Raw genomic sequence first — 19,026 nt, 5'->3', positions numbered from 1 at the left:
GTCCACGGGCGGCCGTGCGCTACAGCAGGCCGCGTTCGGAGGCGATCCGGGCGGCGTCGAAGCGGTTGCGTCCGTCGAGCTTGCGCATGGCGCCCGAGGTGAGGTTGCGCACGGTGCCGGCCGCGAGGTAGAGCTCGCGGGCGACCTCCTTGACGGAGGCGCCGGTGGCGGTGAGCCGCAGGATCTCCCGTTCGCGCTCGCTCAGGATCTGTTCGGCGACGGGCGCCGGGGCGGCCGGGCGGGCCGGCGGCTCCGGCACGTGGCCCGCCGCCGGTCTCCCGGCCGCCGGTCTGCTGCCGGCCGGTCTGCCGACGGCGGCGTCCCGGATGGCGTCGACCAGGCAGGGGATCTTCGTCTGCTTGGTGACGACGCCCCGCGCGCCCGCGGACACCGCGCGGTCCACCAGCGTCCGGGTGGGCCGGGCCGTCATGATGACGACCCGGCAGTCGGGCAGGCGCCGCCCCAGCTCCCGCACCAGCCGGAAGCCGCCCTGGGTGGGGCCCATCCCCAGCACCGCCACGTCCGGACGGCGGCGCACCGCGACCGGGACGATCATCGAACTGCGGCTCACGGCGCCGACGACCTCGAAGTCCTTGACGGACGCCAGCACCTCGGCGATCGCGTCCAGGGGCAGGAGTTGCTCGTCGGCTACCAATACACGAATGGTCATCATCAGGTCTCCCCCGAGGGTCCCTGGGACGGGACACTCCTGGTGATCGTTTCGGCCGCGGCCCAGTGTGCGGCCGGCCGTCCGGCCCCGTCGACGGGTTGCGAATGTCCGGGTGAGGACATGTCCGCGGCAGGACCCGAGGAGCCGGCGGAGCCGCGGATCTACGCGTGTCATCCGCCGACCCCTCAACCTATCCCGGCCCCGGGGGGCGACCCGGTGCCCGGGGAGAGGGACGTGACAAACGTCAGTGGAAGCAGGTCGAAGCCTTGTCGCCGGTCACCCACCAGGACCACGATGCGCACTGGTGACCGACTGCCGCGCTGGGCCCGTCCGCCCCGCCCGGCCCATCCGCACCCATCCGTCACCCCGACCGCCGTCCGCCCCGACGCCCACCACCGCCCGCGCGCCCCGCAGGCCCCGATCCCTGCCCGCGCCGACCGGTCCCCGTCCGCCCGTGCGCCCCCGCACGCCCCGGCCGGGTACCCGGCCACGCCCGAAGCCCGCTCACCCCGGATGCCGGAGGAAGAGGACATGCACACAGACCCTGTGGTCCAGGACCCGACCCAGGCCCTGGCCGTCGTCGGCATGGCGGGCCGGTTCCCCGACGCCCCCGACGTCGAGAGCTTCTGGCGGCTGATGACGGAGCGGCGCGACGCCATCCGTCCCGTCCCCGCCGCCCGGTGGGACGCCACCGCCCAGCTCGACCCGCAGCGGGAGATCCAGGCCGTCGGCGGATTCCTCGACGACGTCGACCGGTTCGACGCCACCTTCTTCGGCATCTCCCCGCGCGAGGCCGAGATGCTCGACCCCCAGCAGCGGCTGATGCTGGAGGCCGCCTGGCGGGCCCTGGAGGACGCCGGCACGCCCGCCCGCGCGCTGGCCGGCACCCGCACCGGCGTCTTCGTCGGCGCCGGCTGGCACGACTACGAGCACGTCGGCCGCAAGAGCGGCAGCGGCGTCACCCAGCACACCGCCCCCGGCTACGCGCTCGACATGATCGCCGCCCGGGTCTCCTACTTCCTCGGCCTCACCGGCCCCAGCCTGGTCGTGGAGACCGGCTGCTCCTCGGCGCTGGTCGCGGCGCACCTCGCCGCCCAGGCGCTGCGCGCCGGCGAGGTGGACGCCGCGATCATCGGCGGCGTCGCGCTGATGCTCGACCCGACCGCCTCGATCGGTCTGACCTACTTCGGCGGCCTCTCCCCCGACGGCCGCTGCAAGGCCTTCGGCGCCGGGGCCAACGGCTTCGTGCGCGGCGAGGGCGTCGGCGCCCTGTACGTGAAGACCGTCGCCCGCGCGCTCGCCGACGGCGACCGGATCCACGGCGTCATCGCCGGCACGGCGGTGAACAACGACGGCGGCGGCCAGAGCGTCGTCGCGCCCAGCCCGCTGGGCCAGGAGCGGCTGCTGCGCGACTCCTACCGGCAGTGGGGCATCCCGGCCGACCGGGTCGCCTACCTGGAGGCGCACGGCACCGGCACCGCGGTCGGCGACCCGATCGAGGCCGGCGCCGTCGGCCGGGTCCTCGGGCAGGCCCGCAGCGCGGACGCGGGCCCGCTGCCGATCGGCTCGGTGAAGACCAACATCGGCCACCTGGAGGCCGCCGCCGGGATCCCGGGGCTGTTCAAGGCGCTGCTGTCGCTGCGTCACGGGGTCGTGCCGCCGAGCCTGCACTCCGCCGAGCTCAACCCCGACATCGCCTTCGACGAGCTGAACCTGACGGTGGTCCGCGAGCCGCTGCCGCTGCCCGCCGGCGAGCAGGTGTTCCTCGGCGTGAGCAGCTTCGGCTGGGGCGGCACCAACGCGCACGTGGTGCTGACCGGTGCGCCGGGCGCCCCCGTGCCCGCCCCCGCCGCGACGGACGGCGCGGTGCCGGACGGCGCGGTGCCGGCCGCGGCGGACCGCGCGGTGCTGCTGCCGGTGTCGGCGCACAACGAGCAGGCGTTCGCCGAGCGCGCCCGCGAGCTGCGCGAGGTGCTGGTCTCCGGCGCCGCCGCGCTCCCGGAGCTGGCCGGCACCCTCGCCTGGCAGCGCGACCAGTTCCCGGTCCGCGCGGCCGTCACCGCCGCCGGCGCCGACGAGGCGGCCGGGCACCTGGAGCGGCTGGCCGCCGACCCCGGCGCCGCCGGGGCCGGGGTGGTCACCGGACGCGCCGCGCCGCACGGGCGCACCGCCTTCGTCTTCCCCGGCCAGGGCTCCCAGTGGCACGCCATGGGCCGTGAACTGCTCGCCTCGGACCCGGTGTTCGCCGCCGTGATCCGCCGCTGCGCGAAGGCCCTGGAGCCGTACACCGACTGGAACCTGGTGGAGGTCGTCTCGGGCGAGGCCGGCGAGGAGTGGCTGTCGCGGATCGACATGCTCCAGCCGACCCTGTGGGCCGTCTCGCTGGGCCTGTGCGAGGTGTGGCGGGCGGCCGGGGTGGAGCCGGACGTCGTGGTCGGCCACAGCCAGGGCGAGGTCACCGCGGCCACCGCCGCGGGCATCCTCTCCTACGAGGACGGCGCGATGGTGGTCGCCCGGCGCAGCGCGATCGCCCGGCGCACCTCGGGCAAGGGCCGGATGCTGGCGGTGGACCTCTCGCTGGACGCCGCGAAGGCGGCGCTGTCCGGCTTCGAGGAGGGCGTCTCGCTGGCCGTGAACAACGGGCCGAACAGCTGCGTGCTCTCCGGGGACACCGAACTGGTGCTGGCGCTCAAGGAGTTGCTGGAGGCCGAGGGCACCTTCTGCCGGCTGGTCAACGTGGACTACGCCTCGCACAGCCCGCAGATGGACGAGCTGGAGGACGACCTGCTGGCGGCCCTGCGGTCGGTGCGCCCGGGCCGCGGCACCGTCGGGCTGATGTCGACGGTCCGGGTGGCGCCGCTGGAGGGCCCCGAGCTGGACGCCCGGTACTGGGTGGACAACCTGCGCCGTCCGGTGCTGTTCGCCGACGCGATGGAGCGGCTGTTCGACACCGGGGTCACCCATGTGGTGGAGATCAGCCCGCACCCGGTGCTCACCCCGGCGCTGGAGCAGCTGGCCGCGCAGCGGCCCGTCCCGCCGCAGGTGCTGTCGACGCTGCGGCGCGACCAGGGCTCGCCGGGCATGCTGCGCGAGTCGATGGCGCGGGCGTACGTGAGCGGTCTGGAGCCGTTCGGCGCGCTGCCCCGGTCGGCCTGGGCGCCGGTGCCGCCGTACCCGTGGCAGCGCACCGCCCACTGGGTGGAGCCGGCCCGCCGGCGCACCGCGGGCGGCGCGGGGGACGCGCTGCAGCTGGTGCCGTCGGTGACCGAGCAGGGCGCCTGGTCGGGGACGCTGGAGCTGGCCCCGGCCGACCTGCCCTGGGTGAGCGACCACCGGGTGTACGACGCGGTGGTGCTGCCCGGCACCGCGATGCTGGAGCTGGCGCTGCGCACGGCGCTGACCCGCACCGGCGGGGCGCACCGCACGCTCGCCGACGTCGGTCTGCACAGCCACCTCACCCTCACCGACGAGCCGGTGACGGTGGCGCTGGGCTGGCGGGACGACGTCACCGGCGGCGGCAGCTTCACCCTCTCCTCGCTGGAGCCGGGCGCGCAGGGCTGGGTGCGGCACGCCACGGCGCGGGTGCTGGCCGAGGACACGGCGCGCGAACTGCCGTCCTTCCCCGAGCGGATGCTCGGTCTGGAGGCGGCGCCGGCCGGGGAGTTCTACGCGGACTGCGCGGCGCGGGGGCTGAACTACGGTCCGGCGTTCCGGGGCGTGGTGGGTCTGCGCGGGGACGCCGCGGAGAGCCTGGCCGAGGTGCGGCTGCCGGAGGGGCTGCTGGTCTCCGGCTACCCGCACCGGCTGCACCCGGCGCTGTGGGACGCGGCGCTGCAGGCGTCGATCCCGCTGTTCCCCGGTGACGAGGCGGCGGTGCCGGTGGGGGTGGGGCGGATCCACCTGCACACGGACCTGGCGGAGCCGGTCACCGCGCTCTGGTCGCACGCCGTGCGCCGGGACGGCGGCGAGGAGGTCGACCTGTTCCTGTTCGACGCAGCGCGCCGGCCGGTGCTGAGCCTGCTGGGGCTGCGGATGCGGGCCCTGGCGGCCTCGGCCGACCCGGGCGCGGCGGACGCGGAGCGGATCCACCGGATGGAGTTCCGGCCGCTCGCCCGACCGGAGGGCGCGGAGGGCGCGCAGGACGGCGGGGCGGCGGAGGACGGCGGGGCCGCGGCTCCCGGCCGCTGGGCGGTGTGCGCGGTCGAGGCGGCCGGTGGCACGGCGGCCCGGTCGCGGGCCGGTGAACTGGCCGAGGCGCTGGGCGCGCTCGGCGGCACCGCGCAGGCCCGGGTGGTGGACGGCGGGGCGGCCGGGGACACCGGGGCCTGGGAGGAGCGGCTGGCCTCCGTCGAGGGCCTGACCGGGGTGGTCTTCGTGGCGCCGCGCGCGGACGCCGGCCCGGCCGCCCAGCGCGCGGGTCTGGCGGCGCTGGCCGCGCTGGTGCGTGCCTGTGCGACCCGCCCGCTGGTGCCCCGGCTGGTCGTGGTGACCGCCGACGCGCAGCTGCCGGCGTCGGCGCCCGGCGAGGGCGATCCGGGGGCGGCGCTGTACTGGGGCTTCGCCCGGGTGCTGCGCGGTGAGCACCCGGAGCTGCGCCCGGTGCTGGTGGACGTGGCCGCGGCGGACGACGGCTGGGCGGCGCGGTGCGCGGGCGAGCTGGCCGCCGAGGACGGCGCGGACCAGGTGGTGCTGCACGGCGGCGAGCGGCTGGTCGGCCGGCTGGTGCGCGGCGCGGCGGCGCCGGACGCCCCGGCGGGCCCGGCCCGGCCGGCCTGGCGGACGGGCGCGGCGCAGCCGTTCCGGCTCGCCCCGGACCGTCAGGGCACCTGGGACGGCCTGGCGTTCCGCCCGCTGGAGCGGCGGGCGCCCGGCGCCGGGGAGATCGAGATCGCGGTGGACGCGGCCGCGCTGAACTTCATCGACGTGATGAAGGTGATGGGCACCTACCCCGACCCGTCGGCGGACGCCCGGCTGCTCGGCCTGGACGGCGCGGGCGTGGTGACCAGGACCGGCGAGGGCGTGACCCGCTTCGCCCCCGGTGACCGGGTGGTCGCCTGCACCAGCGGCGGCGCGCTGGCCACCCACTGGACGGTGCTCGCCGACCACGCGCAGCCCGTGCCGGCGGAGATGTCCGCGCAGGACGCGGCGGCGTTCCCGGCGGTGACCATCACCGCCTGGTACGGACTGCGGCACCTGGCCTCGCTGCAGCCCGGCGAGACGGTGCTGATCCACTCGGCGGCCGGCGGCCTGGGCCTGGCGGCGATCGAGGTGGCGCGGCTGCTCGGCGCCGAGGTGGTGGCCACGGCGGGCAGCGAGGAGAAGCGCGCCCATCTGCGCGCGCTGGGCGTCCGGCACGTCTTCGACTCCCGGGACCTCTCCTGGGCGGGCCTCGTGCGCGGGGCGACCGGGGGCCGCGGGGTGGACGTCGTCCTCAACTCGCTGACCGGCGCGGCGATCCCGCTGGGTCTTGAGGTGCTGGCCGAGGGCGGGCGGTTCGTCGAGGTCGGCAAGGCCGACATCTACGGCGGGCGCACGCTGGCCCTGGACGCCTTCCGCAAGGGCATCTCGCTGGCCTCCCTGGACCTCGCGGGCGTGATCGCCCGCCGTCCGGCCCTGTTCACCCGGCTGTTCGCCGAGGTGTGGGAGCGGGTCGAGCAGGGCGGGCTGCGGCCGCTGCCGGTGCTGAGCCGCCCGTTCGCGCAGGCCGCCGAGGCGATGCGGGAGATGGCGCGCGGCAACCACATCGGCAAGTTCGTGCTCCGTGACCCGGCGACGGTCGGCGAGGTGGCACCGGAGCCGCTGCGCGACGGCCGGTTCCGGGGCGACGGCACCTATCTGATCACCGGCGGCCTCGGCGCGCTCGGTCTGTCGCTGGCCGAGTTCATGGCCGAACGGGGCGCGGGCCGGCTGGCGCTGGTCGGCCGATCGGCGCCGCGCGAGGACGCGGTGGCGCGGATCGAGGCGCTGCGGGCGCGCGGCGCCCGGGTGGACGTCTTCGCGGCGGACGTCGCCGACCCGGCGGCGGTGCGGCGGGTGCACGAGCAGCTTCCGCCGCTGCGCGGCGTGGCGCACGCGGCCGGTCTGCTGGACGACGCGACGGTGCTCAATCTGACGCCGGAGCAGCTGCACCGGGTGCTGGCGCCCAAGGTCGACGGCGCGGCCAACCTGGACGCGGTGACCGCGGACGACCCGCTGGACTTCTTCCTGCTGTTCTCCTCGGCGGCGGCGCTGTTCGGCAACGCCGGGCAGGCGGCCTACGCGGCGGGCAACGCCTTCATGGACGCGCTGGCGGTCTCCCGCCGGCGGCGCGGGCGGCCGGCGCTGAGCGTGCAGTGGGGGCCGTTCAGCGACGTCGGCCTGGCGGCCGCGGAGGACAACCGCGGCAACCGGCTGGCGGAGCGCGGCATGGCCGGCTTCTCCACCGGGGAGGCCTGGCGGGCCCTGGAGGGCTTCCTGGGCGGTGACGAGCAGGTGGTCGCCTATGTGCCGATCGACCTGCGGCAGTACCTGGAGGCGTACCCCGACGCGGTGACGCTGGAGAGCTGGAGCGCGCTGCGCGAGCTGGCCCGGCACGGGGGCGGCGGCAGCAGCGCGGGCGCGGCCTTCCTCGCCGAGCTGCGGGCCGCGCCCGAGGAGCGCTGGCCGGAGCTGCTGGAGGCCAAGGTGCAGGAGCTGGCCGGCCGGGTGCTGCGGCTGGACACCGGGGCGGTCGACCGGGACACGCCGTTCAAGTCGCTCGGGCTGGACTCGCTGATGGGCCTGGAGCTGCGCAACCGGCTGGAGGCGGCGTTCGGGCTGCGCCTGTCGCCGACCCTGCTGTGGACGTACGGCACGCCCCGGGCGCTGTCCGCGGTGCTGGCCGAGCGGCTGCTCGGCGATCAGGCGGGCGAGGACGCCCCGGCGGACGCGGCCACCGACGGCGAGGGCTGAGCGCGATGACGGATCAGCAGACGCCCACCGCGCCCACGCCGCTGACCAGGGCGCTGGACACGGTCCGCAAGCTGCGGGCGCAGCTGGACGCCGCGAGCGGCACCGGCCCGCTGGCCGTGGTCGGCATCGGCCTGCGGCTGCCGGGCGGCATCGCCGACCTGGACGGCTACTGGTCGGCGCTGGCCGGGGGCCGGGACCTGGTGGGCCCGCTTCCGGCCGGGCGGCGCGGGCCGTTCGCCGCCGAGTGGGAGCGGCTGCCGCACACCGGCGGCTTCCTGGACGAGGTGATGGACTTCGACGCGGAGTTCTTCGGCATGGGCGCCGAGGAGGCCCGCGGCACCGATCCGCAGCAGCGGCTGCTGCTGGAGGTCGCCTGGGAGGCGCTGGAGAACGCGGCGCTCCCGCCGGACCGGCTGGACGCGGCCCGCACCGGGCTGTTCGTCGGCGTCACCGGGCAGGAGTACTGGGACTGGCACAGCGGGGAGCTGGACACCCACTGGGCGGGCGGCAACGGCCACTGCTTCACGGTCGGGCGGGTCGCGTACGCGCTGGGGCTGGCCGGTCCGGCCATCACGGTGGACACCGCCTGCTCGTCCTCGCTGGTCTCGGTGCACCTGGCGCGTCAGGCGCTGGCCCGCCGGGAGTGCGACGTGGCGCTGGCCGGCGGGGTGAACCTGGTGCTGTCGCCGCGGGCGACCCGGCTGCACCAGCTGGCGGGCACGCTCTCGCCGGACGGGCGGTGCAGCCCGTTCGACGCCCGGGCGAACGGCTTCACCCGGGGCGAGGGCTGCGGTGTGCTGGTCCTCAAGCGGCTGGAGGACGCCCGGCGCGACGGCGACCGGGTGCACGCGGTGGTGCACGGCTCGGCGGTGAACCAGACCGGCCGGTCGACCGGCTTCACGGCGCCCAACGTGCTGTCGGAGGTCGCGCTGACCGAGGCGGTGCTGGCGGACGCGGGGCTGACGCCCGCCGACATCGGCCTGGTGGAGGCGCACGGGACGGGCACCTCGCTCGGGGACACCATCGAGATGGAGGCGATCGCCGCCGCCCTGGGCCGCCGCAACGGCGGGGCCGAGCTGGCGGTCGGCTCGGTGAAGGGCAATCTGGGGCACCCGGAGTCGGCGGCCGGGGTGATCGGGCTGGTGAAGGCGGTGCTGTGCCTGCGGCGGCGCGAGGTGCCGCCGCTGGCCAACTTCGCCACCCTCAACCCGCTGATCGACCTGGAGGGCACCGGCATCACCCTGCCGACGGCGCTGCGGCCGTGGCCGAGGGGCGCCGGGCGGCACGCGCTGGTCAGCGCCTTCGGCATGGGCGGCACCAACGCCCAGGTGGTCGTGGGCGCGGCCGAGGAGCAGGACGGCGGCGCGGTGCCGGCGGGACCGGTCGACGGCTTCGAGCTGTCCGCCCGCACCCCGGAGGCGCTGCGGGCGCTGGCGGGCGCCCTGCACGACCGGCTCGCCGGGCTGACGGACGCCGACTACCCGGCGTTCGCGTACACGGCGGGCGCCGGGCGGGCCCGGCACCGGCTGCGGGCGCGGATCGCGGCCGGGGACCGGGGCGCCGCGCTGCGGGCCCTCCGGGGGCTCGCCGGGGGCGGTTCGCCGTCCGGGGTGGAGCTCTCCGAGCGCGAGCACGGCGGCGACGGCGCGGAGGACGTCGCGACGGCGCCGTCCCGGGCCGTGCTGGACCTGCCGAACTACCCGTGGCAGCGCCGCCGGTACGCGCCGGAGCCGGCCGGCCCGTCCTCTCCCGTGGCCGTGCCCGTGGCCGCGCCCGTGCCTCCGGTGGCCGAGGCGCCCGCGGAGGGCCGGCACGCCCTGTTCGCGCTGGAGTGGGCCCCCGCCGGGGACGGCGCCGACGAGGCCCCGGCCGGCGCCCCCGGCCGGTGGCTGGTGTTCGCCGACCGCACGGGCGTCGGCGAGGCGCTGGGCGCCGAGCTGACGGCCCGGCACGGCAGCGCGGTGACCGTCACCCCCGGCGAGCGGTCCCGGCGGCTGGACGCGCTGCGCCACGAGCTAGACCCGCGCCGCCCCGAGGACCTCACCGCCCTGCTCAAGGAGCTGCGCGCGGAGGGCGACGGGCCGTGGGCCGGGGTGGTCCACGCCTGGGGCCTGGACGCCCCCGGCCCCCGGCCGGACGGGCCCGCGCCGTTCCCGCTCACCGAGGAGCGCGCACGCGCCGTGCGCCCGGTGCTCCAGCTGCTCCGGGAGCTGGCCGGGGAGGGCCTGCCCGGTGCCCCGCGCCTCGCGCTGCTGACCCGCGGCGCGCAGCGGGTCAGCGAGCGGGATCCGGCGCCCGACCCGGCCCAGGCACTGCTGCGCGGCGCGGCCGCGGCCGCGGCCGCGCCCGGCACGCCGCACCCGCTGGTCGTCGACCTCGACCCGGACCCGGGCCGCGACGACCCCGCCCGGCTGCTGGACGTGCTGCTGCGCCCCGCCGGGGAGCCGGCCGCCGCGCTGCGCGGCCCGGCCCGCTACGTGCCGGTGCGGGTGCCGCAGGACTCCGCGGACGGCACCGAACCCGGGTGGCAGCGGCGGCCGTTCGACCCGGAGCTGGACACCAACCACCGGATCCTGGCGGTGCGGCCCGGCCTCCTGGAGAGCCTGACGCCGACCCGCTGGGAGCGGACCGCGCCCGGCCCCGGCCAGGTGGAGATCGAGATCGCGGCGGCCGGGCTGAACTTCAGCGACGTGCTCAAGGCGATGGGCGCCTATCCGGGCGCCGCCGGGAGCGTCCCGCTGGGCGTCGAGTGCGCCGGGCGGGTCAGTGCGGTCGGCGCGGGCGTCGACCGCTTCCGGCCCGGCGACCGGGTGATGGCCGTGGTGCCGTCCGCGCTGGCGGCGTACGCCACCACCGAGGCGCACCTGGTGGCGCCGCGGCCGGCCGCGCTGGACGACGAGCAGGCGGCGGCCGTCCCGGTCGCCTTCCTGACCGCCGTCTACGGGCTCGACCACCTGGCCCGGCTGCGGGCGGGCGAGACGGTGCTGATCCACTCGGCGAGCGGCGGGGTGGGCCTGGCCGCGCTGGCGGTGGCCCGGCGTCGCGGGGCCCGGGTGTTCGCCACCGCCGGGACGCCGGACAAGCGCCGCTTCCTGCGCGAACTGGGCGGTGTGGAAAGGGTGATGGACTCCCGCTCGACGGCCTTCGCCGACGAGGTCGCCGAGGCGACCGCCGGGCGCGGGGTCGACGTGGTGCTCAACTCGCTGACCGGCGAGGCGCTGCGGCGCGGCCTGGCGCTGCTGGCGCCGGGCGGCCGCTTCGTCGAGCTGGGCAAGCGCGACATCTTCGACGACAACCCGATCGGCCTCGGCCACCTCAAGGGCAACCGGGCGCTGTTCGCGGTCGACCTCGACCACACCTTCCACGCGCAGCCGGAGCTGCTCGCCGAGCTGTTCGCGGAGGTGGTGCAGGGCTTCGACAGCGGGGAGTTCGGGCCGCTGCCGGTCACCGCCCGCCCGTTCGGCGAGGCGCGGGAGGCGTTCGCCGCGATGGCCCAGGCCCGCCACCTCGGGAAGCTGGTGCTGCGCCCGGAGCCGGCGCCGGAGATCGCGGTGCCGCCGAGCCCGGCGGTCGTCCGGGCGGACCGGGCCGGCTACCTGGTGACCGGCGGGACGACGCCCGCCGCGCTGGCGGCCGCCGGACGGCTGGCGGAGCTGGGCGCGCGCCGGATCGTGCTGCTCCGCTCCCCCGGCGCGGACGCCGCCGGGGCCGCCGAGGCGGCGGCGGGACTGCGTGCCCGGGGCGTGGAGGTGGCGCTGCCGGTCGCGGACCTGGCGCGGCCGGGGGAGGCCGCCGCGCTGCTGGCCGGCCTGGACGTGGCCGGGGTGGTGCACCTCGCGAGCGCCCCGCGGGACGGCGCCGGCGAGGACGACCCGACGGACGCCTCGGCGGCCCGGGCCGCCGAGGCCTGGCAGCTCCACCTCGCCACGGCCGAAAGCGCGTTGGACTTCTTCGTGCTGTGCGACCCGGCCACCGGGGCCGGGCGCGACACGGCCCTCGGCGCCTGCCTGGACGCGCTCGCCGCGCACCGCCGGGCCCTGGGGCTGCCGGCCCTGAGCGTCGACGGCGAGGGCCTCGGCTCGCTGGCCCGGCTGCTGGGCAGCCCGGCCACGATCGTCCGGGCGTCGGCGGCCGGCGACGGCGCCCCGGGCGAGGACTCCGACGGCGGGGAGGCGGTCCGCCGCCTGATGCTGGAGGTCGAACCGGGCCGGCGCCGACGCGCCGTCCTGGTGCGGCACTGCCGGGAGCTGGCCGCCCGGGTGCTCGACGGGCCCGGCGCGGACGCCGCCGCGATCGACAGCTCGGCGCCGCTGGCCGGTCTCGGCTTCGACTCCATGCGCACCCTGGAGCTGCGCACCCGGCTGGAGCTGTCGCTCGGCGTGCCGCTGCCCGCCACGCTCGGCTGGCAGTACCCGACGCTGGACGCGCTGGTGCCCTTCCTCGCCGAGCGGATGGGCATCCCGCTGGAGGCCGCCGCCCCGGCCGGGACGAGCCGGCCCGCCGCGGCCCCGCCCACGGGCGTCCGGGAGACCTCCGGCGCCGGGGAGACCGCCGCCGCCCGGGAGGGCGCCGCCCCCGTCGACCTCGACGGGCTCTCGGAGAGCGAGCTCGAAGCGCTCCTCCTCGCCAAGACCGCGCAGTTCGACGCCGATGCCGATCCGACCGACCGGGGACAGGGACGATGACCACCAGCGACAGCACCACCCGGCCCGCCGCGCCCGACGACCGGTCCGCGTCCATGACGGCGATGAAGCGCGCCCTCCTGACGATGGAACGGATGCAGCAGCGGATCGACGCCCACGAGCGGGCGCGGACCGAGCCGATCGCCATCATCGGCGCCGGCTGCCGCTTCCCCGGCGGAGTGGGCGACCCGGACTCCTACTGGGACCTGCTCACCGCCGGCAGCGACGCGATCGGCGAGATCCCGCCCGACCGCTGGGACGTCGAGGCGCTGTACGACGAGCGGCCGCGCACCCCCGGCAGGCACAGCACCCGCTGGGGCGGCTTCCTGGACCGGATCGACCGCTTCGACCACGAGTTCTTCGGCATCTCCCGCCGCGAGGCCGTCTCCATGGACCCGCAGCAGCGCCTGGTGCTGGAGGTCGCCTGGGAGGCCCTGGAGGACGCCGGGCAGGCTCCGCACGCGCTGGCCGGCAGCCGCACCGGGGTGTTCCTCGGCATCTGCAGCAACGACTACGCCGGGCTGCTGTTCCGCGAGCCCGCCGACATCACCGCCCACGCCAGCACCGGCGTCGCCCACAGCATCGCCAGCGGCCGGCTCTCCTACCTGCTGGACCTGCGCGGCCCGAGCGTCTCGGTGGACACCGCCTGCTCCTCCTCGCTGGTCGCCGTGCACCAGGCCTGCCAGAACCTGCGCCTGGGCGAGTGCGACCTGGCGATGGCCGGCGGGGTCAACGCGGTGGTCTCCCCCGACGCGGCGATCTCCTTCTCGCAGTTCCCGGAGATGCTCGCCGACGACGGCCGCTGCAAGACCTTCGACGCGGCGGCCAACGGCTTCGTCCGCAGCGAGGGCTGCGGCGTGGTGGTGCTCAAGCGGCTCTCCGACGCCGAGCGCGACGGCGACCGGGTGCTCGCGGTGATCCGCGGCTCGGCCGTCAACCAGGACGGCCGCAGCTCCGGGCTGACCGCGCCGAACGGCGCGGCCCAGCGCGAGGTGTTCCGCCACGCCCTGGCCGCCGCCGGGGTGGGCCCGGACCGGCTCGGGTACATCGAGACGCACGGCGCCGGCACCAAGCTGGGCGACCCGATCGAGGTGGCGGCGCTGGCCGAGGTCTACGGCCGCGAGGAGGGCGAGCCGCTCTACCTGGGCGCGGTGAAGACCAACCTCGGCCATCTGGAGGCGGCCGCCGGGATCGCCGGGCTGATCAAGGCCGCGCTCTGCGTGGAGCGCGGGCTGATCCCGGCGAACCTGCACTTCGGCGAGCTGAACCCGCACATCTCCTTCGACGGGACCACCTTCGCCGTGCCGACCGCGCTCACCCCGTGGCCGGCCGCGTCGGGGCCCCGGACGGCGGGCGTGAGCAGCTTCGGCTTCAGCGGCACCAACGCCCACCTGATCGTGGAGCAGGCGCCCGAGCGCCCGGCGGCGGAGCCGGACGGCGCCCGCCCGCTGTCCGTGCTGGCCCTGTCGGCGAAGAGCGGCGGCGCGCTGCTCAAGCTCGCCCGCCGCTACCAGGACCGGCTGGCGACGGCCGGGCCGCTGGACGCGCCCGACCTCTGCTTCTCCGCCAACACCGGCCGCTCGCACTTCCCGCACCGGCTCGCCGCGGTGGGCTCCTGCGCCGGGGAACTCGCCGACCGGCTGGCGGACTTCGTGCGCGACGACGCCGGGGAGGGCCTGCTGCTGGGCACCGCCCGGGACGCCGGGCCGGGCACGGCCGCCGAGCCGGTCTTCCTGTTCACCGGCCAGGGCCCGCAACGCGCCGGAATGGCCCGGCAGTTGTTCGAGACCCAGCCGTCCTTCCGGCGCACCCTGGAGCAGTGCGACGAGATCCTGCGGGACGTCCTGCCGGCGCCGCTGCTCTCCGCCGTGTACCCGGCCTCGGAGGCGGACGGCGAGCTGATCAACACCATGGAGTTCGCCCAGCCCGGCCTGTTCGCCGTGGAGTACGCGCTGGCCGAGCTGTGGCGCTCGTGGGGCGTGGAGCCGGCCGCGGTCGTCGGGCACAGCCTCGGCGAGTACACCGCGGCCTGCTTCGCCGGCGCGATGCCGCTGGAGGACGGCCTGCGGCTGGTCGCCGAGCGCGGCCGGCTGCTCCAGCGGCTCGCCGACGCCGGGGCGATGGCCGCCGTCTCCGCCCCGGTGGAGGAGGTCGCCGCGGAGGTCGCCCGCCATGACGCCGCGCTGGTGGCGGTGGCCGCGGTCAACGGCCCGGCGAACACCACCGTCTCCGGGGTGCGCGAGGTCGTCGACGCGATCTGCGAGGTGTTCACCGCGCGCGGCGCCGAGGTGCGCCGGCTGCGGATCTCCACCTCCTCGCACTCCCCGCTGGTCGAACCGGTGCTGGAGCCGCTGCGGACGGCGCTGGAGAAGGTCGCCTTCGGCGCCCCGCGGCTGCCGCTGGTGTCCAACCTGACCGGCCGGCTCTGGCCGTGGGACCGGCCGCTGGACACCGACTACTGGCTGGGCCACGCCCGGCAGCCGGTGCTCTTCGCCGACGGGGTGCGCTCGCTGTACGAGCTGGGTTACCGCACCTTCCTGGAGGTCGGCCCGGCGCCGACCCTGCTGGGCCTGGTCCGCGAGGTGCTGACCGGTGACGACGTGCTGATGCTGCCCAGCCTGCGGCCCAAGTTCGACGACTGGGAGGTCCTGCTGGGCAGCCTCGGGCGGCTGTACGTCGAGGGGGCCGAGGTCGACTGGGCCGGGTTCGACCGCGACTACGCGCGGGCCCGCACCCCGCTGCCGCACTACCCGTTCGCCGCCACCCGCTGCTGGCACGAGCCGAGCGGCGAGGTCACCGAGGTCCGTGCGCCCCGGCCCGGCCGCCCGGACCGCGCGGACCGGACGGTCCGCCGGGCCCCCGCGCCCCGCACCGCCGACCGGCCCCGGCGCGAGCAGCCGGCGCCGCCGCCCGGGGCGCCCGGCCGGGCCGCGGCCGGCGCGCTGCCCACCGCCGAGGAGCTGGCGCGGGTCCCCGCCGAACGGCGCGTGGAGACCCTGGTGGCGGGGCTGACCGCCGGGGTGCGCACCGCCCTGGGCTCGCGCGCGGCCGCCGTGGACCCCGACGCACCGCTGTCCGCCCTCGGGCTGGACTCGCTGATGGCCGTGGAGCTGCGCAACGAGATCCAGGCCCGGCTGGGCGTCAAGGTGACCGTGGCCGACTTCCTCAAGGGCGCGACCGTGCGGAGCCTGGCCGGGCAGGTGGTCGGCGAGCTGGCCGCCGCCCCGGGCCCGGAGCGGGCGGAGGACAGCGCGCCGATCCGCCGGGCGGCCCGCGCGGGCGACCGCGACGCCGAACTGCTCGCCCTGCTGGACCAGGTCACCGGCGAGACGGAGCGTTCCGATGGCTGAGACGGCGCAGACCACGGGGCCGGGCGAGCTCGACCGGCGGCTGGCCGCCCTGACCCCGGAGCAGCGGGCCCGCCTGGAGCAGCTGCTCGCCGAGAGGCGGAACGCGGCCCCCGCCGAGGACGTCTTCCCGCTCTCGGTGTTCCAGCAGGGCATGTGGTTCCTGGAGCAGGTCCGCCCCGCCAACCCGGCGTACGTGGTGCCGGGCGCGGTGCGGGTGCGCGGCCCGGTGGACGCCGGGGTGCTGCGCGCGGCGTTCGCCGAGGTGGTCCGCCGGCACGAGGCGCTGCGCACCGGCTTCGGCCTGCGCGAGGGCCGCCCGGTCCAGCTGGTGCGGCCGGCGGCGGCGCCGGAGCTGCCGGAGATCGACCTGCGGGACACCGGGCTGAGCGCGGCCGAACTGGACGAGCGGATCACCGCGGTGGCGGTCGGCGAGCCGTTCGACCTGGAGACCGGGCCGCCGGTGCGGCTGACCCTGCTGCGCACCGGCGAGGACGAGTCGGTGCTCGCCCTGGCGCTGCACCACCTGGTCTCGGACCGCTGGTCGTTCTGGGTGCTGCTGTCCGAACTCGCCGCGCTGTACGCGGCGTTCGCCGAGGGCCGGCCCTCGCCGCTGCCGGAGCTGCCGGTGCAGTACGCGGACTTCGCCGTCTGGCAGCGCGAGCAGCAGGAACGCGGCCGCTGGGACGGGCAGCTGGCGTACTGGCGGGAGCGGCTGGCCGGGGCGCCGGCCGCGCTGGAGCTGCCGACGGACCGGCCGCGGCCCGCCGTGCAGGGTTTCCACGGCGGCGCCCTGCCGTTCGAGCTGCCCGAGCCGCTGATGCGGGAGCTGGCCGCGTTCGCCCACCGGCGCGGCGCGACCACCTACATGGCGCTGCTGGCCGTCTTCACCGTGCTGCTCGCCCGCTGGAGCCGGCAGCGCGACGTGGTGGTGGGCGTGCCCACGGCGGTCCGGGACCGGCCCGAACTGGAGCCGCTGATCGGCTACTTCGTCAACACCCTGCCGATCCGCACCGAGCTGCACGGCGAGCCGACGTTCGGTGAGGTGCTGGAGCGCGTCCGCGCCGCCTGCCTGGGGGCCTACGAGCACCAGGAGGTGCCGTTCGAGCTGGTGGTCGGGGAGCTGGGCACCGCCCGCGACCTCAGCCGCCCCCCGGTGTACCAGGTGAGCTTCGCCTACGGCCGGGAGGCGGTGCCGGACCTCACCCTGGGCGGTGCGCGGCTGGAGCAGGTGCTGGTGCGCAGCGGCGGCGCCCGCTTCGACCTGGAGCTCCAGGCCTTCGACCGGGACGGCGGGCTGAGCGGCTGGTTCGAGTACGACCGCGACCTGTTCGACGAGTCCACGGTCGTCCGGCTGGCCGCGCACTTCCGCCGGATCGCCGAGCAGGCGGTGGCGGCGCCGGACCGGCCGGTGGACGAGCTGGAGCTGCTGACGGAGCGCGAACGGCGGCTCGTCGTCGAGGAGTTCAATGCCACCGCGCGGCAGTGGCCGGCCGCGGAGGGCTGGATCCACCAGGCCTTCGAGGAGCGCGCGCGGCTGCACCCGCAGGCGGAGGCGCTGCGCTTCGAGGGGCGGTCGGTCGGCTACCGGGAGCTGGACCGGCGGGCCAACCGGCTGGCGCACCGGCTGCGCGGGCTCGGCGTGGGCCGGGACGTCGTGGTCGGCGTCGGGATGGAGCGCTCGCCCGAGCTGGTGGTGGCGCTGCTGGCGGTGCTCAAGGCGGGCGGCGCGTACCTGCCGCTGGACCCGGAGCTGCCGGCCGCCCGGCTGGAGCACATGGTGCGCGACGCCCGGGTGCCGGTGCTGCTCACCCAGCGCCGGGTGCTCGGGCGGCTGCCCGAGGCCGGGGCCGAGGTGCTGTGCGTCGAGGAGTTCGAGGCCGCGCCGGGCGACGCCCCGGACACCGCCCCGGACGTCGAGGTGGGCGGCGAGGACCTCGCCTACGTCATCTACACCTCGGGCTCCACCGGCCTGCCCAAGGGCGTGATGAACGTGCACGCGGCGATTCACAACCGGCTGCTGTGGATGCAGGACGCCTACCGGCTGGACGCGGACGACCGGGTGCTGCAGAAGACGCCGTTCTCCTTCGACGTCTCGGTGTGGGAGTTCTTCTGGCCGCTGGCCGCCGGGGCGACGCTCGTGCTGGCCCGCCCGGAGGGCCACCGGGACCCGGGCTACCTGTCCCGGACGATCCGGGCGGAGCGGATCACGACGGTGCACTTCGTGCCGTCCATGCTGCAGGCCTTCCTCCAGGAGCCGGTGGAGGAGTGCACCAGCCTGCGCCGGGTGGTGTGCAGCGGCGAGGCGCTGCCGCGCGACCTCCAGGACCGGTTCCTGGCCCGCAGCGGGGCCCGGCTGTACAACCTGTACGGCCCGACCGAGGCGGCCATCGACGTCACCCACTGGACCTGCCGTGCGGACGGCGACCCGCGCCGCCCGGTGCCCATCGGCCGGCCGATCGCCAACACCCGCATCCACGTGCTGGACGGGGCGCTGCGCCCGGTGCCGGTCGGGGTGCCCGGGGAACTGCACATCGGCGGCCGGGGCCTGGCCCGCGGCTATCTGAACCGCCCGGAGCTGACCGCCGAGCGTTTCGTGCCGGACCCGTTCGACCCGGACCCGGCGGCCCGGCTGTACCGGACCGGGGACCTCGCGCGGTTCCGCGAGGACGGCGCGGTGGAGTTCCTGGGACGCCTGGACCACCAGGTGAAGCTGCGCGGCCTGCGGATCGAGCTGGGCGAGATCGAGGCGGTGCTGACCGCGCACCCCGGGGTGCGCGAGGCGGTGGTGACGGCCCGGGAGCACCGGGCCGGGGACGTCCGGCTGGTCGCCCATCTGACGGCGGCCGACGGCGCCGCGGCGCCGGGGCCCGCCGAGCTGGCGGCCCATCTGCGCGGGCAGCTGCCCGGGTACATGGTGCCCGCCGCGTTCGCGGTGCTGGACGCCCTGCCGCTCACCCCGAGCGGCAAGGTGGACCGCGCCGCGCTGCCGGAACCGGAGCCGGAGGGCGGACGGGCGCAGGAGCCGTTCGCCGCGCCCGGGGCCGGTCTGGAACGCACGCTCGCCGGGCTCTGGCGCAAGGTGCTGGGGATCGAGCGGGTCGGCGCCCACGACAACTTCTTCGACCTCGGCGGGCACTCCCTGCTGATGGCCGAGCTGCGTTCGCTGCTCGCCTCGGACACCGGGCACCTGGTCTCGATGGTCGAGCTGTTCCAGCACCCGACGGTGGCCTCGCTGGCCGCCCACCTGAACCGGTCCGAGGGGGAGCCGTCCGCGGCCCCCGGACCGGACGCGCGCGAACGCGCGGAACACCGACGCCGGGCCGGTGCCCGGCGGCAACAGGCGGCCGCGCGCCGCGCCCGTTCCTGAGGGACCGATGTGAGAGGGCGACAGGAG

General features: G+C 77.1%; 5 protein-coding genes. 4 read left to right on the top strand and 1 reads right to left on the bottom strand.

What is annotated here, in order from left to right:
• Positions 1-19: 19 nt before the first annotated feature.
• Entirely contained in the window at positions 20-670 is a 651-nt protein-coding gene (locus ACFVVL_RS14150; protein ID WP_387674696.1) for a LuxR C-terminal-related transcriptional regulator, read from the bottom strand.
• A 531-nt stretch (positions 671-1,201) separates the two neighbouring features.
• Here ACFVVL_RS14150 and ACFVVL_RS14145 point away from each other — a divergent pair.
• From ACFVVL_RS14145 to ACFVVL_RS14130, 4 genes are read left to right on the top strand one after another with little or no spacing between them, the layout of a single operon-like run.
• On the top strand, positions 1,202-7,600 hold the full coding sequence (locus ACFVVL_RS14145) for an SDR family NAD(P)-dependent oxidoreductase (protein ID WP_387674693.1): 6,399 nt from the start codon (positions 1,202-1,204) through the stop codon (positions 7,598-7,600).
• 5 nt (positions 7,601-7,605) lie between these two features.
• Complete coding sequence (locus ACFVVL_RS14140; RefSeq protein WP_387674690.1) at positions 7,606-12,285, top strand: beta-ketoacyl synthase N-terminal-like domain-containing protein; 4,680 nt, start codon at positions 7,606-7,608, stop codon at positions 12,283-12,285.
• Positions 12,282-15,632, top strand: a complete 3,351-nt coding sequence (locus ACFVVL_RS14135) for a type I polyketide synthase (protein ID WP_387674687.1) — start codon at positions 12,282-12,284, stop codon at positions 15,630-15,632. Before ACFVVL_RS14140 ends, ACFVVL_RS14135 begins: the two co-directional genes overlap by 4 nt.
• The gene (locus tag ACFVVL_RS14130; protein ID WP_387674684.1) at positions 15,625-18,999 is read left to right on the top strand and encodes an amino acid adenylation domain-containing protein; all 3,375 of its coding nucleotides are present in this window, start codon (positions 15,625-15,627) and stop codon (positions 18,997-18,999) included. The genes ACFVVL_RS14135 and ACFVVL_RS14130 overlap by 8 nt, the downstream gene beginning before the upstream one ends.
• Positions 19,000-19,026: the final 27 nt, after the last annotated feature.

This window comes from Kitasatospora sp. NPDC058115 (genome assembly GCF_042884635.1).
GTDB lineage: Bacteria > Actinomycetota > Actinomycetes > Streptomycetales > Streptomycetaceae > Kitasatospora.
The sequence above is the reverse complement of the archived record's forward strand: the minus strand, read 5'-3'. Positions and strand labels throughout refer to the sequence as shown.